Origin of the sequence: Haloferax sp. YSSS75 (assembly GCF_046764215.1) — an archaeon.
In the GTDB taxonomy this organism is placed as follows: domain Archaea; phylum Halobacteriota; class Halobacteria; order Halobacteriales; family Haloferacaceae; genus Haloferax.
Genome location: NZ_CP177208.1, coordinates 89,850 through 110,844 on the forward strand (window position 1 = coordinate 89,850; position 20,995 = coordinate 110,844).

At 62.0% G+C, this 20,995-nt stretch carries 20 protein-coding genes; 10 read left to right on the forward strand and 10 right to left on the reverse strand.

Annotated features, from left to right (window positions below; genetic code table 11):
- Positions 1-51 precede the first annotated feature (51 nt).
- On the forward strand, positions 52-2,928 hold the full coding sequence (locus ACK3R5_RS18335) for a bacterio-opsin activator domain-containing protein (RefSeq protein WP_411969097.1): 2,877 nt from the start codon (positions 52-54) through the stop codon (positions 2,926-2,928).
- Positions 2,929-3,191: 263 nt separating this feature from the next.
- On the opposite strand, the gene ACK3R5_RS18340 is transcribed toward ACK3R5_RS18335, so the two are convergent.
- Positions 3,192-4,442, reverse strand: a complete 1,251-nt coding sequence (locus ACK3R5_RS18340) for a M24 family metallopeptidase (RefSeq protein WP_411966383.1) — start codon at positions 4,440-4,442, stop codon at positions 3,192-3,194.
- A gap of 155 nt (positions 4,443-4,597) precedes the next feature.
- Between ACK3R5_RS18340 and ACK3R5_RS18345 the strand changes: the two genes are divergently transcribed.
- Genes ACK3R5_RS18345 through ACK3R5_RS18360 form a run of 4 tightly spaced genes read left to right on the forward strand, consistent with a single transcriptional unit; the run spans position 4,598 to position 6,588 of the window.
- Positions 4,598-5,320, forward strand: coding sequence for an EthD family reductase (locus ACK3R5_RS18345; protein WP_411969098.1), 723 nt, complete (start codon positions 4,598-4,600; stop codon positions 5,318-5,320).
- A gap of 7 nt (positions 5,321-5,327) precedes the next feature.
- Positions 5,328-5,921: an HD domain-containing protein gene (locus ACK3R5_RS18350; protein WP_411969099.1), complete on the forward strand. Its 594-nt coding sequence runs from the start codon at positions 5,328-5,330 to the stop codon at positions 5,919-5,921.
- Positions 5,922-5,965: 44 nt separating this feature from the next.
- The gene (locus ACK3R5_RS18355) at positions 5,966-6,337 is read left to right on the forward strand and encodes a cupin domain-containing protein (protein WP_411969100.1); all 372 of its coding nucleotides are present in this window, start codon (positions 5,966-5,968) and stop codon (positions 6,335-6,337) included.
- A gap of 59 nt (positions 6,338-6,396) precedes the next feature.
- Positions 6,397-6,588 carry a hypothetical protein gene (locus tag ACK3R5_RS18360; RefSeq protein WP_411969101.1) on the forward strand — a complete coding sequence of 64 codons (192 nt, stop codon included), beginning with the start codon at positions 6,397-6,399 and terminating at the stop codon, positions 6,586-6,588.
- Between the two features lie 9 nt (positions 6,589-6,597).
- Here ACK3R5_RS18360 and ACK3R5_RS18365 read toward each other — a convergent pair whose 3' ends face one another.
- The 3 genes from ACK3R5_RS18365 to ACK3R5_RS18375 form a co-directional block, all read right to left on the reverse strand.
- The gene (locus ACK3R5_RS18365; protein WP_411969108.1) at positions 6,598-7,542 is read right to left on the reverse strand and encodes an NAD-dependent epimerase/dehydratase family protein; all 945 of its coding nucleotides are present in this window, start codon (positions 7,540-7,542) and stop codon (positions 6,598-6,600) included.
- 97 nt (positions 7,543-7,639) lie between these two features.
- On the reverse strand, positions 7,640-9,334 hold the full coding sequence (locus tag ACK3R5_RS18370) for a thiamine pyrophosphate-binding protein (RefSeq protein WP_411969102.1): 1,695 nt from the start codon (positions 9,332-9,334) through the stop codon (positions 7,640-7,642).
- Positions 9,335-9,341: 7 nt separating this feature from the next.
- Complete coding sequence (locus ACK3R5_RS18375) at positions 9,342-9,662, reverse strand: EthD domain-containing protein (RefSeq protein WP_411966374.1); 321 nt, start codon at positions 9,660-9,662, stop codon at positions 9,342-9,344.
- A gap of 122 nt (positions 9,663-9,784) precedes the next feature.
- Between ACK3R5_RS18375 and ACK3R5_RS18380 the strand changes: the two genes are divergently transcribed.
- Positions 9,785-10,549 carry an IclR family transcriptional regulator gene (locus ACK3R5_RS18380; protein WP_411966375.1) on the forward strand — a complete coding sequence of 255 codons (765 nt, stop codon included), beginning with the start codon at positions 9,785-9,787 and terminating at the stop codon, positions 10,547-10,549.
- 738 nt (positions 10,550-11,287) lie between these two features.
- Here ACK3R5_RS18380 and ACK3R5_RS18385 read toward each other — a convergent pair.
- Positions 11,288-12,100 carry an enoyl-CoA hydratase/isomerase family protein gene (locus tag ACK3R5_RS18385; protein ID WP_411969103.1) on the reverse strand — a complete coding sequence of 271 codons (813 nt, stop codon included), beginning with the start codon at positions 12,098-12,100 and terminating at the stop codon, positions 11,288-11,290.
- Entirely contained in the window at positions 12,097-12,981 is an 885-nt protein-coding gene (locus tag ACK3R5_RS18390) for a 3-hydroxyacyl-CoA dehydrogenase family protein (RefSeq protein ID WP_411969104.1), read from the reverse strand. Before ACK3R5_RS18390 ends, ACK3R5_RS18385 begins: the two co-directional genes overlap by 4 nt.
- A gap of 85 nt (positions 12,982-13,066) precedes the next feature.
- Between ACK3R5_RS18390 and ACK3R5_RS18395 the strand changes: the two genes are divergently transcribed.
- Positions 13,067-14,212, forward strand: coding sequence for a thiolase family protein (locus ACK3R5_RS18395; protein ID WP_411969105.1), 1,146 nt, complete (start codon positions 13,067-13,069; stop codon positions 14,210-14,212).
- Positions 14,213-14,233: 21 nt separating this feature from the next.
- Here ACK3R5_RS18395 and ACK3R5_RS18400 read toward each other — a convergent pair whose 3' ends face one another.
- Together ACK3R5_RS18400 and ACK3R5_RS18405 are read right to left on the reverse strand one after the other, a co-directional pair.
- Complete coding sequence (locus ACK3R5_RS18400; protein ID WP_411969106.1) at positions 14,234-15,658, reverse strand: zinc ribbon domain-containing protein; 1,425 nt, start codon at positions 15,656-15,658, stop codon at positions 14,234-14,236.
- Entirely contained in the window at positions 15,655-16,818 is a 1,164-nt protein-coding gene (locus ACK3R5_RS18405; protein WP_411966380.1) for a thiolase domain-containing protein, read from the reverse strand. The genes ACK3R5_RS18400 and ACK3R5_RS18405 overlap by 4 nt, the downstream gene beginning before the upstream one ends.
- A gap of 101 nt (positions 16,819-16,919) precedes the next feature.
- Here ACK3R5_RS18405 and paaK point away from each other — a divergent pair, with 101 nt between their 5' ends.
- Positions 16,920-18,209 (forward strand): phenylacetate--CoA ligase PaaK, encoded by a 1,290-nt coding sequence (gene paaK, locus ACK3R5_RS18410; protein WP_411969107.1) that lies wholly within the window; start codon positions 16,920-16,922, stop codon positions 18,207-18,209.
- Between the two features lie 72 nt (positions 18,210-18,281).
- Here paaK and ACK3R5_RS18415 read toward each other — a convergent pair whose 3' ends face one another.
- On the reverse strand, positions 18,282-18,689 hold the full coding sequence (locus ACK3R5_RS18415; protein ID WP_411966192.1) for a PaaI family thioesterase: 408 nt from the start codon (positions 18,687-18,689) through the stop codon (positions 18,282-18,284).
- 94 nt (positions 18,690-18,783) lie between these two features.
- Between ACK3R5_RS18415 and ACK3R5_RS18420 the strand changes: the two genes are divergently transcribed.
- Positions 18,784-19,254, forward strand: coding sequence for a MaoC/PaaZ C-terminal domain-containing protein (locus ACK3R5_RS18420; protein ID WP_411966193.1), 471 nt, complete (start codon positions 18,784-18,786; stop codon positions 19,252-19,254).
- Positions 19,255-19,300: 46 nt separating this feature from the next.
- Here the strand turns inward: ACK3R5_RS18420 and ACK3R5_RS18425 are convergent, their stop codons facing one another.
- Positions 19,301-19,789 carry a VOC family protein gene (locus tag ACK3R5_RS18425; protein ID WP_411968971.1) on the reverse strand — a complete coding sequence of 163 codons (489 nt, stop codon included), beginning with the start codon at positions 19,787-19,789 and terminating at the stop codon, positions 19,301-19,303.
- Positions 19,790-19,842: 53 nt separating this feature from the next.
- On the opposite strand from ACK3R5_RS18425, the gene ACK3R5_RS18430 reads away from it, so the two are divergent.
- The gene (locus ACK3R5_RS18430) at positions 19,843-20,847 is read left to right on the forward strand and encodes an LLM class flavin-dependent oxidoreductase (RefSeq protein WP_411968972.1); all 1,005 of its coding nucleotides are present in this window, start codon (positions 19,843-19,845) and stop codon (positions 20,845-20,847) included.
- The last annotated feature ends 148 nt before the right edge of the window (positions 20,848-20,995 follow it).

Consider the following 20,995-nt stretch of genomic DNA (forward strand, 5'->3'; position numbering starts at 1 on the left):
GAGGCTGTCTGTCGCCGATGGATTTTTGGTACGGATTCGCACATTTCGTGTATGAGTTCGGGGACAGATACGGTGGTTTCTGTGCTCCTCGCGGGGGCCGACGACTCGTCTCTCGACAGTCTCGCGGCGGGGTTCGAAGAGCGTGGCGTCGAAACGACGACGGTGACGTCCCGTTCGGCGGGGTTCGAACTCCTCGATGCCCGGGCGGCCGATGCCGTCGTTTGTACCGATGTGTTCGACGGCGGTTCTGGGTTGGGGTTCGTTCGCGCGGTTGCGACTCGCTATCCGCATCTCCCGACGGCCTGGGTGACCGACGACCCGTTCGAACAGGCGGCGAGGAAGTCGATGGAGGCCGGAATCGACGAGTGCTTCCCGCGAACCGACTCGCCGTCGGAGTACGCGTTGCTCTGTAACCGCCTGGTCTCTCTCGCACGGGAGACGGCGGAGACACGGGGTGAGCGTGAGTACGAACAGATATTCAACAAAGTCAACGACGCGATTGCCGTATTCGACCCAGAGACGCTCGAAATCGTCGCCGTCAACGAGACGTATGTGGACGTATTCGGGTACGAACCCGAGACGATTCGAGAACGTGGTGTCGACGGGCTGAGCGTCACCGAGGCTGGGTACACAGAGTCTCGGGCGCGAGAGATTATCCAGCGAGTCGCAGAGACCGGAGACGCGGAGTCCGTCGAGTGGTTGGTCGAGACTGCAGACGGTGAGCACCGCTGGTTCGAAGTGAACACGACGCCGGCGACCATCAACGGGCAAGAACGCGTTCTCGGTATCTCGCGGGACATCACCCGACGGAAAGCCCGGGAAGAGGACCTACACCAGAGCGAACGCCAGTTCCGCCAAATCGCGTCGGCGGTCAACGAAGTCATTCACCTCACGTCGGTCGACTTCTCCGAAACCTACTATCTCAGCCCTGCCGCCGAAGATATCTGGGGGCAGTCGGTCGAAGCGATGAGCGCCGACCCGCTGGCGTTCACGGAGATGATACATCCCGACGACCGAAGCGGGTTCGTCTCGTTCCTCGACGAGGTGACGGCGACGCTCTCCGCTCCGACGGCCAACACGGACGACGAGTACGAGTACGAGTACCGTGTCCGCCGTGACGACGGCGAGGTCCGTTGGGTCGATGGACGCCTGTATCCAATTCGTGACGACGCGGGGGCAGTCTCGCGACTCGTCACTGTCAGCCGTGACGTCACCGACCAGCATCGCCGAGAACAGACCTTAGAGTCGCTCCACGACGCGACTCGGCGACTGACGGAGGCCGATTCGCTGACCGCCGTCGCAGAGACTGCCGTCGAGGCGGCAACCACGGTGTTGGCGTTTCCTGCGGTTCGCGTGTTTCTGTACGACGAAGACACGGGAGCGCTCGAACTTGCGGCGGCTAAGTCTCGTTTCGAGGTGCCGCTTTCTGACCACGCTCGTGTCGTCCCCGGCGACAGCCCGATTTGGAGCGTCTTCGTCGAGAACGAACCGACCCGCTCGACGGGCTCGACTGACTGTGTGGGCTTTCCATCGGCTGACGATATCGAATCGGAACTGCGGCTTCCCCTGTCGGGTCGAGGCGTCCTCGTCGTGGGCCACACGGCCCCCGAATTTCAGACGGACGACATCGAGGTGGCACAGATTCTGGCGGCGCGACTCGAAGCGGGACTCAACCACGTCGCTGGCGAGCGCGAGATAGAACGGCGAGAAGAAGAACTCGAGCGCGAGACGACGCGTGCCGAACGACTCCGCCGTCTCAATTCGATGGTGCGCGACATCGAGCAGACACTCGTCCGTGAATCGAGTCGGTCGAGCGTCGAACGGGCCGTCTGCGAACGCCTCGTCGTCGGCGGTGACTACAGTCTCGCGTGGGTCGGCGAACCGACTGTCTCGGGGGACAGTATCACGCTCCGGAGCAGGGCAACCGCCGACGGTGCGGGAACGGTCGACACCGCGGTCAGTGACCGCACACTCGAGACACACCCGGCGTGGAAGGCGATACAGACGGGAGCGTCTCACGTCGTCCAGAACATCGTCACCGCACCTGCACGCGGTCAGTGGCGTCAACAGGCACTCCGAGAGGGATTCCAATCGTGCTGTGCGATTCCGCTCGTCCACGACGAGCGAGTACACGGCGTGCTCGTCGTCTATGCGGACGAACCGTCCGCCTTCACCGACCGAGAGCGGCAGGTCTTGGCCGAACTCGGACGTTCGATTGGGCATACCATCACGACTATCGAACGACGCCGAGCACTCGAATCCGACCACTCAACCGAACTCGAGTTCGCCGTCGAGGACGAACGACTGTACTTCGTCGCGCTCGCCAGTGAGGCCGAACGGACCGTCGAATACGAGCGGATGATTCGACGCCCGAACGGCTCTGTAAGCACCTACTACACCGTCGACGCGGACGACAACCCGGTCGGTGCAGACGAATCTGTGCTCAGTCTCTCCGACGAGCACAGCGCGTTCGACGTCGTCCACGACGGTGACGATTCGTGTGTCGTCGAAGTCCGCACAGACGACTGGTTCGGATCGCTCTTTGCCGATTTCGGTGCTGTGGTCACCAGTGCGTCTGCCGACGCGTCTGGTGGCCGCCTCGTCGTCGAACTCCCACGCGGTGTCAGCCCCCGAGCCGTCGCCGAGCGGTTCCAGTCGTCGTATCCGGAGACGGAACTGGTCGCCAAGCGCGAGACACATCGTCCGATTCAGACTGTCGACCAACTCGAAGAACTGGTGGGCGACCAACTGACTGACAGACAGTTCGAAGTCCTCAAGACTGCGTACTCGGCGGGCTACTTCGAGTGGCCCCGACACTCAGAGGGACAGGAAGTCGCGGCGATGTTGGACATCACGCAACCGACGTTCAATCGTCATCTCAGGCTGGCCGAACAGACAACGTTCGGACTGCTCTTCGACGAGACGTAACCGGCATCGTAGGGGGACCTAAAAGGGGGACTGTCCCAAAAATTCTCAAATGATAATCATATACTCGTGAAAGGTGGTCTGGATGCTATGGTTCTCTTTCCTTCCCGGATATGCCATCTCCGGAACTCTCCCGTACAAATTTTACAAATTGTAAAAATTTTAGCCGGCTGCAGTTTCGAACTGAGGGCAAAAAGGTGTACTCACCGACACTACTTTCCGAATCGGTCACCGCCCCGGTCAGCGTCCGCCCCGAGTGGGCGTCCTCAGTGGTCGACGACGGTAATCTCTTCGACGGGCCACTGACTGAGCAGTTCGACACCGTCGTCGCGGACGACGACCATCTCTTCGACGCGGACGCCCTGTCTGCCTGCGGGTTCCTGTGTCTCGACTGCCATCGTCATCCCTTCTTCTATCTCGATGGGGTGGTCCGGCGAGAGGCCACGCCAGATGAGTGGGACTTCGTACAACTGGAGGCCGAGTCCGTGTGCCCAGTGGTTCGTCGTCATCTGCCAGTGTTCGTCGGCACCGTACCAGTCGGCGTGTTCGCCCTCCATGTCCGGGAACGCCATCGCTATTTCGTCGGTAGTCTTCCCGGGTTCTATCTCGTCGAGGACGGCGTAGAGGTTGTCACGTGCCGTCTCGTAGGCGTCTTTCTGTTCCTGCGTCGGTTCGCCCATCGAGAAGGTCCGGTAGTAACACGACCGGTAACCGAGGTAGCCGATGTTGTAGAAGTCGGCGTAGACGATATCACCGGGTCGAATCATCCGGTCTGTGGTGTTGGCCTGGTGTTTCGGCCACGTGTTCGGTCCGGAGGTGATGTAGCCACCCTGTGCCATCGCGCCGTGTCGCCAGAGTTCGCGGACGGCGTCGCCCCACACCTCTGACTCGCGCTTGCCCGGTTTCGCGTTGTCGACGATAGCCTGGAACCCCGCTTCACAGATTGCGGCGACCTGTCGGAGACACTCGATTTCGTCTTCCGTCTTCGTCTTTCGTGCGTCTTCCATCACGCGGGCCGTCTCGGCGGGACGGACGTCGACGCCTTTCGCCTCGAACGCGTTGCGCAGTCCCGTATTCCCCGAGTCGATGCCCATCGGTTCGTCCGTCAGGTCGTACTCTTCGAGCGCGTCGACGACGGTCTGTGCCATCTTGTCGATGAGGAACGACCGGGCGGAGTCGCGGCCAGACGCACGCGGGACGTTTCCGAGTCCCGGACACGCGTAGCGAATGTCGTTCAGCCACGGACAGTTGTACTTCTGGTTGCTCGCGTGGTCCGCGGTGTCCCAGTGGACGACGTTTCCGTCCTCCATGAGGAGTGAGTAGTGGTCCGCACCCGACCCACCCGTCATCGCGAGGCCAGTCACGTACCGGATGTTCGGGTCGTCGATGAGAAGCATACTGCCGAGTCCGGCGTCTCGCATGCGTTCGAGTGCGCGTTCTTTGCGCTCTTCGCGCATTCGCTTCACGTCGATTCGCTGTTCCCAGTCGACGGCCATCGTGCCGCGGGTACCACTCATGAACTCCCGCTCGTGGAAAGGCATGGTAGTACCTCTCACGAACATCGTATTAAATTGTTACAGAAGGGGGTGACGTTGCCGCGACGGAACCAAGTCGTGACACGTGCCCATACCTCATGATTTATAGCGTTATACGTGAACCGCTTGGTGTACGCATGTACAAGCACATAGCTTTGCTTGTCCGCAAGCAGGAGATGAGTCACGACGAGTTCGTCGACTACTGGCAGAACAACCATACACCGATTGCCCGCGAAATCGAGGGTGTCGTCCGGTATCAGACGGTACTCCCCGCCGACGCCGAGGCGGCAGAGTTCGACGGCATCGCCGAACTGTATTTCGACGACCTGGACGCGCTCCACGACGCACTCGGGAGTGAAGGGTCGCGCGACTACGACCCCGCGAAGGGGAAAGCCAAAGAGGCGCGAGAGGACGTCGACAACTTCCTCGACATCGAACGTCGTCCGCGTCTCATCGGCGAGGAGTTCGTCGAGAAAGACGAGACGGACGGCGACACGACAGGTCTGTACAAACACTCCGCGTTCCTCGTCCGAAAAGACGGGATGACCCACGAGGAGTTCCTCGACCACTGGGCGAACAATCACGTGCCACTGGCCCGAGAAATTCCGGGCGTCGTCCGCTACGCTCGTGTCGTCCCGACTGACCCCGAACACGCCGAGTTCGACGGCGTCGCAGAACTCTACTTCGAGAGTCTCGACGCCCTCCGCGCGGGACTCGGTCACGAGTCGTCTCGCGATTACGACCCGGACCACCCGAAAGCCAAGGCACCGCGAGAAGACGTGGACAACTTCCTCTCGCTCGAAGACAGGCCACGGTTCGTCGGCCAGGAGACGGTCCAGAAAGACGCGACGGGGGAGTGATGGCCGGATGAACGCCGCCGACTACCGTGAACAGGTCGAATCCGCGTATCCGGAACTCGACGATATCGGCGACGACGGACTTCGGGAGAAGGTCGTCGAGGCGTGGTGTCTCGGCCTCGAACGCGGTGGATGGCGAGATATCGAGGACATCCCGTACGCGTGGAACATCCACGAGGTGACGAACGTCGAACACGTTCGTGGTGTGACGCGCATCGCTATCGACGCCGCGAAACAACAGCGCGACTTCCACGGTGCCGACCCGGACTTCGACGTCGTCGTCGCCGCCTGTCTCCTCCACGACGTGGGGAAGTGTTACGAGTACGTCGACTTCGTCGACGAAGACCTGCTAGACGGCCCAGACCCCGAGTACGCGACACAGGAGGTTCCGCACTCGCTTTCCGGATACGCACTCGCTCACGAAGTCGGTTGCCCACTGGCCGTCCAGCGCGCGATACCACACTTCATCGGTGAAATTCCCACCCGAACTATCGAGTCCGAACTCGTCAAGAGTGCGAACTCGGCGTCGTCGAACGCTATCACGCAGGCGACGATGGGAATCAGTCTCCAAGAGTGGGTCGACCAGTATTCGCAGACCAAGTAACCGGCCACCTACACCTTTAGCCTCCGCGTTCGTACGGCGGAGTGATGTACGACAGCGTCAACCTCGCTGACCTCGAACTGCACGAAAACACCATCGCGGACGGACGAGTCCGCGCCGTCGGGTACGAACTCCGCCCCGCGAAGATGCGTCCGTCGGTGTGGGTCTTCGAATCCGGCGAGCAGAGCACCAAACATTACCAGGAAACTCAGGAGGAACTCTACCACGTGCTCTCGGGCGCGTTCGAGATGTCGTTTTACGACGACGAGGGGGCCGAGACGGAGACACTCATGCTCGAATCCGGTGACGTGGTCCTCGTCTCGCCCGACGAGGTGCGACAACTGACCTGCGTCGAAGACGGCGAGGTGTTCATCGTCGGCGCGCCCAACGCGAAAGACGACGGCGTCGTCGTGGACTGACTCTTCGGTACCGGAACTCTTCACCGAGCTATAAGATACCACGGAACAAACACGTCTGTATGGTCATCCCCGGCTACGACCCAGACGACATCGACGAACGACTCGAAGAACTGCTCTCCGAACACGAGATAGACGAGTATCTGACGGCCGAAGAGCGGGCCCGCTACGACGAAGGAGCGAGTTTGGTCGACCTGCTGTCGGGCGACGATATTCGTGACCTCCTCGACGAGACTCCGAAGACCGACGACTGACGTGTCCGGTCAGAGGGGGTCCAGACCGTTTTCTTCCCGAAGCACGTTGATGTAGTCTCTGAACCCGGTTTCGAGGTCGTACTCGGGGTCGTATCCGAGGTCCGCTTGTGCCTTCGTCATGTCGAGACGCTGTGTCCACGGGAGTTCGCCTTCGTCGGTGACGGTGAGGTCTGCGTCCGGGACGATTTTTTCGACTGCCTCGGCGGCCTCTCGAATCGTCGCGAGTTCACCGCGGACGTTGTACACGCGCTGTGTGAGGTCCTCGTCGGGAGTGAACGCAGCCTTACGGAACGCCTGTGCGATGTCACGGACGTGTTGCCAGTCGATGACCTGGTCGCCGTAGTCGACGCTGAACGACTCGCCGAGCGCCGGTTTCTCGACGATGTTTGCGAGGAAGGCGGACCCACCGGTCTCTCGGTAGGGACCGTACGCCACTGTCGGTCGAATCGCGACGTGTGAGACGCCGAAGTCCTCGTAGTAGACGCGTGCTTGGTGTTCGTTGTACTCTTTGGTCGCTCCGTAGAGCGTATCGGGATAGACGAGGTCGGACTCGGTGACGAACTCGTCACCGTAGTTCGTCGGCGGTGCGTACACCGCCGCCGACGAGGCCCACGCGACGCGCTCGACCTGGTCGGACAGGGTGCGCGCCGCCTCGAAGATGTTGTTCGTCCCCACGACGTTCACGTCGAGGGCGGCACGAGGGTTCTCCCGTGCAGTCGTCGTCAAGAGCGCTGCGAGGTGGATGATGTGCGTCGTTCCGGTCTCTTTGACCGCCCGGACGACGTCCGTCGGGTCGGCGACGTCACCGCGACGTATCGTCACGTCGTCGGCGATGCCGAGTTTGTTCAGGATGCGTGGGTCCGTCGAGAGGTCGTAGGCGACTACGTCGTGACCTTCTTCTATCAGGTCGAGAGCGACGTACGAACCGATGAAGCCGGTTCCGCCGGTGACCATAACGGTCGATGATGACATGCTACCATAGGTCTAACAGCGGGTGAGAAAAGTGTTTCCCGCATCGGCACGGCTTGCCGGCGGAGGTTGGGCGTCTCGCTTACTCGTGGAGGCCGCCGACCGAAGCGTAGAACGACGACTGGAGCGTCTCGGCCATATCCTGTTCACGGTCGATACGCACGTCGATGACCGTGGGAACGTCGCTTTCCTTCGCGTCAGAAAGCGCGCCACCGAGTTCGTCCGGTGTCTGGACTCGCACGCCGATGGCTCCGAACGCTTCCGCGACGCGCGTGAAGTCCGTGTCGTGGAACTCGACGCCGGAGATGTCGTCGGGGCCGTGCTGCATCTGTCTGACCATCCCGAGGCTGGTGTCGTTGAGGACGACGAACGTCGGCGCGACGCCGTGTTCGACGGCCGTCTCGACGCTCGTCATCGTCATCGCGAACCCGCCGTCTCCCGCGACGCCGATGACGTGTTTGTCCGTCGCCAGTGCCGCTGAGACGGCGGCGGGCGTCGCCCAGCCCATGCCGCCGACGCCGCCAGACCCGTAGTACGTCCGCACGGCGGGCACCTGCAGGTAGTTGAGGAGCCAGAATCGGTTGTTCCCCGAGTCGGCGGTGACGATGGTGTCCTCGTCGACGACCCGTTCTATCTCTTTTATCGCTCGTTGCGGGAGAATCGGCACGGCGTCCGACTCACATTCGGGCGCGGTGAACGACTCACGAGCAGTTTGCGACCGGTCTTCCGCCCAGTCGTTGTCGTTGCCACCGGATGCGACGAGTTCGCGAAGTGATTCGGCGGCGTCGCCGATGAGTCCGACGTCTGCGGGATAGACCCACCCCGCGTTTCGGGGGTCGATGTCCGCGTGGACGATGGTCTGTTCGTCGGGGCGGATGAACTCCGGTGCCTGCCAGTTCGTATCCATCGGGTTCATCCGACAGCCGACGACGAGGAGCACGTCTGCCTCGCTGACGAGTTGATTCGCACCTTCGTGACCGAACGACCCGATGACGCCGCCGGCGAGACGGTGCGTCTCTGGGAACGTCGACTTCCCGAGGTACGACGTGACGACGGCGGCGTTGTACGCTTCGGCAGTCTCTCGTAGTTCGTCGTACGCACCGGACGCGTGGACGCCGTTTCCGGAGATGATGACTGGACGCTCCGCCGCTTCGAGTGCCTCGACGGCCGTGGCGACGTCCCGCGGCGTCGGTGCCGCCTTCCACGTCCGCGTCTGTGTCTCTTCGTCCCACACCGGTGGGAGGACGTCGTCGGGGTACTCTTCGGTGACGGCGTCGCCATCGAGGATGACCGCTGTCGGTCCGGGACGTCCGGCAGTGGCGTGTTTGAACGCGAGTTGGAGACTCCGAATCGTCTCCGTCGACGTGCGGGGGAACCAGTGTTCCTTGGTGACGGCGTCGAGTATCTTTGGGAGTTCCAACCCGCCGTAGTCACCCCGAGACTGTTGGTACGGCGCTATCGTCGAGTAGTTCCCACGTTCGGAGGCTTCGGTAATCGCCACCATCGGTGACGACGCGAGGCGCGCTTCCATCTGCCCGATGAGGCCGAGACTTCCAATCCACGGGCCTTGGCCCGCGAGAACGCCCGGTGAACCGGTCAATCTACCGTGCATCTCGGCCATGACGCTCGCCTCCCGTTCGTCGCGTGGTCGGACGAGTTCGATATCGGACTCTGGGAGGTCGTCGAACAGTTCGATGACGCGGCCACCCGGATAGCCGAAGATGCGCTCTACACCGAGACGCTCGAGACTCTCGACGAGTCGTTCGCTGGTGTCCATCGCTCGGTCACGTCCTGTCGAGTTGGGTGGTCTCTTCGACGTAGAGCGTCGGGCCCTGCTCCATGTCGATGAACTCTGCGGCGTCCGCGTTCACGCGCTCGCCGATTTCCGAACTGAACGCTGTCTTCAACGCGCCCATATCTTCGAAGTAGAGTTCCACGATGCCGTCGTATTCGGCGCGTTCCGGGTCCGTCGGAAGACTGGTCGAATACTTCTGAAGTCCCGGGAGTTCTTTCGCGATGTCCGCGTGCTCGCCGGTCCATCGCTCGACGAACTCCTCGTGAGAGTAGTCTGGTTTCTTGACGACTAGATTCACCAATTTAATCATGCACGTCTGCTATCCCACGGGGTAGTACTTTGCTCTATCGCCGGGTTCGGTGTTCGAATTGTATGAACACCCGTTCGAACCCTTCGAACAGATTTATGAGTGATGAGAACAGACGGCATACAATGTCCAACGAACAACGACGTCCAGTAAAGACTGCGACGACGTCATTCGCCATCCTCGAACGTCTCAAGGAGCGAGGGCCACTTGGTCCCACGAAACTGGCCTCGGACCTCGGACTGGCCAAGAGTACGGTCCACCGTCACCTGAAGACACTCGAACAGGAGGGATTTGCCGTTCCGGACGAAGGTGGCTATCGAATCGGCCTGCGACTCCTCGACTTCGGCATCTACGCCCGAAACCAACACCAGTTCTACGAGGTGGCGAAGTCGAAAGTCGAAGAACTCGCCGAAGAGACTGGCGAGAAGGTGTGGTGTGTGACAGAAGAACAGGGCCGTGGCTTCCATCTGTATGGGGCCGCCGGTAAGCATTCGGTGCGGACGCCGGCACGGGAGGGTACACGGTCGTACCTTCACCAACTCGCGGCGGGAAAGGCCATTCTCTCGGAGTTTCCGGACGAACGAGTTCACGCCATCATCGACCAACACGGCCTTCCGTCGAAGACGTCGCAGACGATAACGGAGACAGACGAACTCTTCGAGGAACTGCAGACCGTCCGTGAGCGAGGGTTCGCACTCAATCAGGAAGAAATCGTCCCGAAACTCCACGCAGTCGGCGTGGCCGTCACCGACCAAGACGGCTATCCTGTCGGTGCAATCAGTATCTCCGGGCCGTCTAACCGACTGAAAGGAGAACGACTGACCGTCGACCTTGCAAACCTCCTCCTCGGCGCGGCGAACGAAGTCGAAATCAACCTGAACTTCTCCTAATCCACTTCGTCTTCGGCACTCGCCGATTTTCGGCTTTCGAACCACTCTGTCGAACGTACGTTCGAAGTATTCGAACGACTCGGTGAGTCGAACATCGCTTCAGAGCCACCTGTTCTCTCTGTAACGCACAAACAGACGGTGAAATCACCACGTTGAGCGTTTTTCCCGGCTGTTCGAATAATTCGAACGACAACCGCCCAATCAATCGTTATAGTTCGTGTCGAGTGTTCATCGAATCTTGACAGTTACGCAGATACACCTGTAACGAAACTCTGGTGAGTGTCGTCTCGTGACGACGGCCATTACAACAGTACGGGTGTAAGGCTCATGTTCGACTCTCGTCGACACGGCGAGTTTCTGCCACACTGCCCGGACCTCGTACTCCCTCTCTTGTCCCCCTACGACACGGATTCCTGCCGCTAACGCGTCCCTCGATTCCCGAGCGACACGTTTCGCTATCGGAGTCGAAAACGGTCCAACTCCCCTCGCGGACGAGTGTCATTCAGTCGAACAATCGTTCTACCATTTCGTACACGTGTTCTACTTTCACGTACTTTCGTTCGAATATACGGAACACAGACTGCCACGGACCCTACCCCGTTGGGGCTTAAACCGCGTTTGTGGTCGGAATAGTTGCCGAAATTCGAACTGTTTGCGCAATTGCTCTCGAACTTCTCGTCATAATTCGACGTTCGTCCCGAAAAAACCGTGCTCGAATCCGTTCGAATTACTCGAACGTTAGCGTTCCTGCCACTCCGGGTCACGGTCCTCGAAGAACGCGTCGATACCCTCGTCCTTGTCGGGACTCCCGAACAACTGTGCGAACAGTTCTGCTTCGTACTCGATACCCTGTTCGAGGTCCATCCGCGACGCGGCTTTGACCGCTTTCTTGGCGAATTCGAGTGCGACTGGGCTCTTCGACGCCATCATCTCAGCCAGTTCGTACACCCGCTCGTCGAACTCGTCGTCACCGTACACTTCGTCGACCAGACCGATGTCTGCCGCTTCTTCGGCGGTGACGAGTTCACCGGTGAGGACGAGGCGCATCGCGTGCCCCTCGCCGACGAGTCGAGGCAAGCGTTGGGTCCCGCCTCCGCCGGGCATGATTCCGAGATTAATCTCCGGTTGCCCAATCTTCGCCCGTTCGTGTGCGATTCGCACGTCGCACGCCTGAATCAGTTCACACCCGCCGCCGAGTGCGTGGCCGTTGATGCGGGCGATGACGGGTTGTCGCAGGTCGTCGACGTACTCGTACACCCGGGGGCGCTTGCTCGCCTCGCGCTGTTCGAGCATGTCTCGTTCACGGAGTTCTTTCACGTCGGCACCGGCGACGAACGCCTTCGCTTCGTCGGCACCGGTGAGGACCACGACGCGAGCGGAACTGTCTTCGATAGCGTCGAGGACGTCCTTGAGTTCGGCGCGGAGTGTCGCGTTGAGGGCGTTTCGGGCGTCCGGCCGGTTCATCGTCACAGTGACGACGCCTTCGACTCTCTCGTCGACAGCGACGTCGACAGTCTCACACTCCGCCGCGATGGATTCCACGTCGCTCATCGGCCCATCACGTCCTCGCTCACGCCGACTATCTCGCCGTCTTCCCACACGTAGAACCCTTCGCCAGTCTTCTTGCCGAGTTTTCCGGCGCGAACCTTCCGCTTGAGAATCTGCGGTGGCCGGAACCGTTCGCCGAGTTCTTCGCGGAGGTACTCCAGAATGCCGAGTCGAACGTCGAGTCCGACGACGTCACCGAGTTCGATGGGCCCCATCGGGTGGTTGTAGCCGAGTTCCATCGACGCGTCGATGTCGCGTGGTGACGCGACGCCCTCCTGGACCATCCGCATCGCTTCGACGCCGAGTGCGACGCCGAGACGTGAGGACGCAAAGCCCGGTGAGTCTCCGACTTCGATTGCAGTCTTGTCGATACCCTCGACGAACTCGGTTGCGAACGATAGCGTCTCCGCGTCGGTCTGTTCTGCGACGACGACTTCGACCAACCCCATGATGTGGACGGGGTTGAAGAAGTGGAGGCCGACGCCGCGTCCCGGGTCGTCGAGTGCACTCATTATCTCTGTGACCGACAACGAGGAGGTGTTCGAGGCGATGATAGTGTCGTCGTCCACGAGTGACTCCACGTCGCTGACGGTGTCTCGCTTGAGGTCCATGTCTTCGGGCACCGCTTCGACGACGAGGTCCGCACCCGAGACTGCCGCTTCGAGTGACGTCGTCCCCGAGAGTCGGTCGAGCGTCGCCGACATCTCCGCTTCGGTCACCTTGTTCCTGTCGACGCCGCCCTGTAAGTTCTGCTCGATGGCGTCCAGTCCGCGCTGGACGTATTCGTCTTCGATATCCCGCATCGTCACCTCGTGGCCGGCCATGGCGGACACCTGCGCGATTCCGTGTCCCATCGTCCCGGCACCGAGTACACTAACGTGCATTACCAAAACAGGATTCGGGAACCATCATAATCGTTTGCCTCGGTTCTAACGAAGGTTCAAGACAGATGCTGTCACACACCTCTGTATGAGTGGCTCTCGCGAGCGAGCAGTCGTCGTAGACGCAGTCCGAACGCCCCAAGCGAAGAAAGACGGCGGGTTTGCGGACGTTCACCCCGAAGATTTGGTCGTCTCGGTTCTCGACGCGCTGGTCGACAGAACCGGCGTCGAACCCGACGAGTGGGTCGACTTTCGACTCGGGTGTGCGAACCAGGAAGACGAACAGGGCCGAAACCTCGCCCGACAGTCGCTGTTGGCGGGTGGGTTTCCCGAGTCCGTACCGGGGGCGACGCTCTCGCGACTCTGTGGGTCGTCACTGACGACGTTGAACGACGCCGCCCGCGCCGTCGAGGCGGGAGACGGGGCTGTCTATCCCCTCGCTGGCGTCGAACACATGTCTCGCGTTCCGTTCTCCGTTTGGCTCCACCCCGACCTGAAAGCGCGCTACGACGGTGGGTCGTCGCTCTCGATGGGGATGACCGCAGAGACTGTCGCGCGACGGTACGATATCTCCCGTCGCGACCAGGACGAGTTCGCCCTGCGCTCTCACGAACGAGCAGTCGACGCGCGAACGTCCGGCCGGTTCGACGCCGAACTCGTTCCGGTCGAGACGGCCGACGGCGTCGTCGAACACGACGAAGGGCCGCGCGAAGACACGTCGCTGGAAGTTCTCGAATCCCTCCCGACGGTCTTCGCAGACGACGACGCGGCATCGGTCACTCCCGGGAACGCATCGCCCCTGACCGACGGTGCTGCAGGTGCGCTCGTCACGTCAGCGGAGTACGCCGAGGCTAACGACCTGCCGGTGCTCGGCCGAGTCGTCTCTCGCGCCGTCGTCGGTGTCGACCCCGAAGAGATGGGGGTCGGGCCGGTACCTGCGACGCGTGCCGCACTCGACAGGGCGGGATTGACTATCGACGACATCGACCTGGTCGAACTCAACGAGGCGTTCGCCTCACAGAGTCTCTACTGCCAACGAGAACTCGGTATCGACGACGAGAAACTGAACGTCAACGGCGGCGCAATCGCCCTCGGCCACCCTCTCGGATGTTCGGGTGCGCGTATCGCGACGACGCTCCTGCACGAACTCGACAGGCGTGGCGGCCGGTACGGCCTCGCGACCATGTGCGTCGGGTTCGGACAGGGCGTCGCGACGGTGTTCGAACGTCCCTGACGGAGACGAGAGGGTGACGGCCTATCGGTCCGCTGCCGTCGGGACGACTTTGAATCCGTACCGAACGACGCCTTCCTGTTCGTAGATTCGGCGCGGGACGGCCCGGACGCGGTCACCGATGGCCGGCGTCCCCGCGGGCGACTTGACCACCTGTGCGGGCACGCTCACCGACTCGTCGCCGTCGGGACCGTCGAACGCGACGATGGCGACAGCGAACGACCCAGCGCGTTGTTGCTGTTCGACGAACTCTGGTGGCGCACCACCCTGTCCGATTCTCGTCGCGGCCTCGACGGTGCCGTCGCCCGGGAGCGTCGTGGTGTCGTACCCGTCGAGCGACCCGCAGTTGGCGCACGCACCCTCCGGTGGGAACGCGAGCGTCTCGCAGTCCAGACAGCGCCCGGCGACGAGTCGGTGACGCTGTGGAATCGTCTGTCGCCACGTCGGGACGCTCACGTACGCGCCACCTCCTTCGGGTTCTTCGCCGGTGATGGTGCCACGCCGGCGAAGCGCCTCCGCGTACGAGAGTTCCGTGTCGCCGTCGAGGACTGCCCGAGTCGGCACGTCGTCACTCGCGGACAGCAAGAGCGCTGTCGCGCCTGCCCCTCCCCCGTAACCGACGAGGAGGGCAGACGTCGCGCCGTCGTCGAGCGCCGACGCCAGGCCGAGGAACGGCCCCGCCGCGCCAGCGTCGCCAGTCTGGGAGACGACGGTTCCGGCCGCAATCTGTTCGGTGGAGACGTTGATAGCGCGGGCGGACCGGTACGGCAGTTTCCCATCCGGTGACGTGAGGGCGACTGCGTCGACGTCCGATATCTCTGCGTCGAGGGCCGTGACGGCACCTTCGACTGCCGACGTGTACGCGTCGCGTTCGTACTGCGTGATACCGATAGACTCGGTTTCAGAGTGGCCACGGCGGCGGAACCGCGTCCCGGGGAACGTCGTGCCGTACTCGCCTGTCGATTCGACCGAGAGTGGGGCGTCGGCGGTCAGGACGAACGCGGCGGCACCCGCGCCCGCACCTGCTCCTTCGTCGCTCTCGGGCCGCCCTTCGGGACTGTCCGCGACGACGACGAGTGCCGGGCCGACGACGTCGAGCGTCGCGGCGAGCGCGACTGCACCGCATCGGGTTCCACCGCCGTACTGACGCGTCGGAACCGTCTCTGGGATGCCGAGGAGCGACGCGAGGCGGACAGTCGTCTCCTCTTCGTCGGCCGGCGGTGTCGTCGTCGCGAACGCGAGATGTTCGATATGGCTCGGGTCGACGTCGGCGGCGGCGAGTGCGCGCCACCCTGCTTCCGTCGCCATCGTGAGCGTGTCTTCGTCGGCATCCGGGACCGCCACGCGCTCGACGCCTGCCGCACCGCCTTTGCCCCACGCCTCACGGTAGGCCTCTGCGGGGAGATACAGTCGAGGGACGTACGCGCCCACGCCGGCGATGCCGTTCATAGCACACCTCCTTCGAAGATGTGGACGACAGCAGCGCCGCCGGAACCACCAACGTTGTGCGTCAGTCCGACCGACGCATCGGACACCTGCCTGTCGTCGGCGTGGCCGGTGAGTTGTTTGAACGCCTCGACCACCTGTCCGGCACCGGTCGCACCGATTGGGTGCCCCTTCGATTTGAGGCCGCCGGACGGGTTGACGGGTAACTCACCGTCTAACTCGGTCACTCCCTCGTCGATGAGGGCTGGTGCACCGCCGCGCTCGCAGAAACCAAGGTCCTCGTACGCGAGGAGTTCCGCGATGGCGAAACAGTCGTGGACCTCGGCGAAATCCACGTCGTCGGGGCCGAGTCCAGCCATCTCGTAGGCTGTCTCGGCGGCGCGTGCCGACGATTCGACCGAGGTGTAACTGTCGCGTTGGAAGAGACCGACGCGTTCCGAGGCGGCACCGACGCCCGCGACGCGAATCGCGTCGTCACAGGTGCTCGCCACGTCTTCGCTGGCGACGATGACCGCCGCGGCACCGTCAGAGGTCGGACAACAGTGATAGAGGTTCAACGGGTCGGCGACGACGGGCGCGTTCTGTGCATCCTCGAGCGAACACTCGAATCCGAGGTGTGCGTTCGGGTTCTTCGCCCCGTTTTTGTGATTCTTGACGGCGACTTTCGAGAAGTGGTCGGGCGTGGCGTCGTACGCGTCGAGGTACGCTGACGCCATCTGCGCGTAGACGCCCGAGAACGTCGTTCCAGTCAGACGCTCCCACTCCGTCTCACCGCTCACGCCGAGCCAATATTTCGCGACGTCGCCGCTCATGTCGGTCATCACCTCGTAGCCACCGGCGAGAGCGACGTCGGCCATGCCGCTCTTTACTGCTTGGACCGCCTGCCTGACGGCGTATCCGCTCGCAGCACAGGCGTTTTCGATTCGCGAACTGGGGACGCCGTGTAGCCCGACGTGCTCGGTGACCGCCGGCCCGGACAGGCCGAGTTGTCGCCCGCCGACGCCGAGCGACCCGACGACTGCCTCGTCGACGTCGTCGGGTTCGACCCCACTCGCGCTGTCCATCGCTTCCTCGTATGCCGTCGCGAACAGCGACCGGTAACTCTCCTCCGGAAACGCGCCATACGCTGATTGGCCCGCTCCGACGATGTACGCATCTCGCATGCTAGTCGCTTGCATGTCCCCCGCGAAATAGGTTCGCTTCCGAACGCCCGGAAACCGACCGCATCATTTTTATCATCTTCTATCATCGGATTCGATTGTACATGGTATTCGATAGCATGGAGACCGCCTCACGGGACGAGTTGCGTGAGGTCCAAGACGAGCGGTTACAGGAGATGGTGGAGCTTGCGTACGAGAACGTCGACTACTATCGTGAGATGTTCGACGAAGAGGGCCTCGCCCCGGAGGATATCCAGAGCGTCGAGGACCTCTCGAAGCTGCCGTTCACGACGAAAGAGGACTTCCGCGACAACTACCCGACGGGAATGTTCGCGGCAGACATGGACGACGTGATTCGCATCCACGCGTCGTCAGGAACGACCGGCAAACCCAAAATCGTCGGCTACACCCGCGACGACCTCGACGTGTGGAGTAAGGCAGTCGCCCGCTGTCTCGTCGCCGCCGGTATCGGGCCCAACGACATCGTACAGAACGCTTACGGATACGGTCTCTTCACGGGAGGCCTCGGACTCCATCAAGGCGTCGAGGAACTCGGTGCGACGGTCATTCCCATCGGCGGTGGCAACACCCAACGACAGGTCGAGATGCTCGCAGACCTCGGCAGTGACGTCATCTCGTGCACGCCGTCGTACGCGCTCTACCTCGCAGAAGTCGCCGAAGACATGGGATACGACATTCGTGACCTCCCACTTCGAGTCGTTATCTTCGGTGCCGAACCGTGTACCGAACCGATGCGCATGGAGATAGAAGAGCGTCTCGGCGTCATCGGCGTCGACATCTACGGCCTCTCCGAAATCGTCGGCCCCGGCGTCTCTATCGAATGCGAACAACAGGACGGCCTCCACATCTGGGAGGACTACTTCTACCCGGAAATCGTCGACCCGAACACCGGCGAACCGCTCGAAGAAGGCCAAGAGGGTGAACTCGTGTTGACGACGCTGTCGAAACATGCGCTCCCGGTGCTCCGATACCGGACGGGTGACCTGACGACGCTGAACTACGACACCTGTGAGTGTGGTCGCACCGCCGTCCGGATGGACAACATCACCGGTCGGTCCGACGACCTCATCATCGTCCGCGGGGTGAACTTCTACCCGAGCGAAGTCGAGTCGGTCGTCCTCGAATTCGACGAGGTTGCGCCGCACTATCGTATCGACATCAGTCGTGAGAACAACCTCGACAAACTGAAAGTGACCGTCGAAGTCGTCGACGAGTTCAGCGGTTCGATTACCGACCTCAAACGCCGTATCACCGAACGTCTCTCGAACGTGCTCTCCTTTACGCCCGACGAACTGAATCTCGTCGAGTACGGGAACATCGCACGGACGGAAGTCGGGAAGGTCCAGCGCGTCTACGACCACCGCGGGCAGTAACCGCGTTTCGGCTCTCCACTCTCAGCATCTTCCGCCCCGTCTCGTCTCCCGTGTCTCTCGGTTTCCGACCGCTCAGCGACCGGGTTTGTAGACGCGTCCGCGGAACGTCGCGATTCGGTCGCCCGCGTCGTCGGAGACGACGACTTCGTATTCGGCCGTCCGCCCGCCGAGATGCGTCTCCTCGGCGACGGCCCGGATGGTGTCACCCACGTCTGCCGCCGCGAGATACGAGATGTTCGTCTCCAGTGCGAAGGCGGCGTCGCCGTGACTGTTGGAGGCCGCCGCGAACGCCGCGTCGGCGAGCGAGTAGATGACGCCCCCGTGTGGCGTCCCGTGGAAGTTCAGGTGGTCGTCTTCGATTGTCAGCGTCGTCTCTGCGTACCCGTCGTCGAGGTCCGTGAGTTCGATACCGACGCGCCCGCAAAACGGGTCGTTCGACGCGAGGTCACGTATCTCTGCGTGCTCGTCTGCTGCTGGCATGTGCACACACTCACCGTCACCACCCAAGTAGGCATCGACTGTCAGGAAAGATAACTATGTAAAATACTTTATCCAGTGACGGTGACGGTTGGGTATGGCATACAGTTACGAGCCGCACTACTTCGAGGACTTCGTCGAAGGCAAAGAGTTCGAGAGCGTCGGCCGCACGGTCACCGAAGCAGACTTCATGATGCACTCCGCGCTGTCGGGCGACTGGACGGAACTACACACCAACAGCGAGTACGCCGAAGACACCCAGTTCGGCCAGCGAATCGCCCACGGCCCGATGACGTTCGTCCAGTCGACGGGGTTCGTCTACCGGTCGGGTATCGTCGAACGCACGGCCATCGCCTTCCTCGGGATGAACTACATGGACCTCCCCAATCCCGTCTTCATCGGCGACACTCTCTCGCAGACGATGGTCGTCTCGGAACAGAAGGACCTCAGCAGTCGTGACGACGCTGGCCTCGTCGTCCTCGACGTGACGATGACCAAGCAAGACGGCACCGTCGTCCTCGAAGGCGACATGAAGTTCCTCATCAAGTCGAAGGCCGCCGACGAGTAATCGACGCGTCGAATCCGGCCAGTTACTCCCGAGTGAGACCGAACATTCAGCGGTTTTTCAGCGGTTCCCCGTGCACGAAGAGTGCGTCGTCGTCACCCTTGTCGCTGTAATCGTCGTGGTACTCCATCAACTGGAACAACGCTCCAGTGGGGTTTTGCGGTGAGACGAACGCTTCGGTCCACCCGTCTTCGACTGCGTACCCGACGACGCGTTCACCCGCCGCTTCCAGCGCGGCGATTGCGGCGTCGATGTCGACGACTTCGAGTGTGACGTGGTGGAGGCCGGGGCCGTTCTCGTCGAGGTAGGCCGTGAGGAACGACTCGCCGTCGACGGGGGCGATGAGTTCGAGGCGCGACGCGTCGCCGAGGACGTACGTCGCCCACTCGAAGGTTTCGTCGCTGACCGTCTCCCGATAGACGCGCTCACACCCGAGTGCGAACAGCGTCGCTTCGGCGTCGTCGATGTCGGCGACTGCGATTCCGACGTGGTCGACGCGTGCGGGAGGCATCTCGTGGTCCGTGTCGTTGGTCGGCATGCCATATCATCCCCGGTCCGAACTATTAAGAGTCGAGGTAGATACTCACAGGCATGGAAATCGGGACCGGCCTGTTCACGTGTCAGCGACGGCCAGACGACGACCGACCGATGACGGAACTGTACGACGAGATGTTGACGCTCGGGCGCGCAATCGACGACGCGGGCCTCGCGAGCGCGTGGGTGTCCGAACACCACTTCATGGAAGACGGCTATCTCTCCGGGACGATGCCGTCGTTGGGGGCACTCGCCGCGGTGACCGAGAACGTCGAAATCGGGACGTGTATCGCACTCGCGCCGTTGTACGACCCCATCCGACTCGCCGAAGACACCGCAACCGTCGACCTCATCTCTGGGGGACGGACGACGCTCGGACTCGCGATTGGGTCGAATCCGCGGGAGTTCGACGCCTTCGACGTCCCACGCGACGAACGAGTCGAACGCCTCGATGACACGGTCGGACTCCTGCGCGATGCGTGGTCCGACGGCCCCGTCACACACGAGTCGCCGTTCCACGGCGGTGCGACGGGCGTCGATATCACACCGAAACCGTCCCGAGACGTGCCGATTATGCTCGGTGGCGCAGCGAAACCCGCGGTCCGTCGGGCGGCGCGAACTGCCGACGCGTGGTGTGCACCGTCGTCGCTCTCGGTTGGCGGGTTGAAGAAACGCGTCGACGACATCAGGAACGTTCGCGAGAAGGAGGGACTCGACGGCGACTTCACCATCTACGTCCTCCAGCACGGGTTCGTCGGCGACTCCAAAGAGGAAGCGTGGGACGCGATGAAAGACGGATATCTCTACATCCAGCGTCGGTACGCCGAAATCTTCTCCGGCGAGGAGGTGACGGAACTCTCCGACGAACGGCGTGAAGAACTCAAAGAACAGGCGATATTTGGGACGCCAGAGGACGTCGTCGACGAACTCGAAACGTACCGCGACGCCCTCGGTGACGACATCCACTTCATCTTCCGTACGTACCACCCCGGAATCGGGACCGAACGGATGGTCGAGTGCATCGAGCGACTCGGGACGGACGTCGTTCCACACTTCTCCTGACAGGATTTTACGGACCTCCGGTATTCTTGTTTACGCGCCAACGCAAACATTTAAACGTGAAGGTTATCATGTTACTTATGAACATACACCATGAAGAGAGAGGATTATTCTTCGAACGATGGCTACGGCCCTCGTTCGTCCCGGCGAA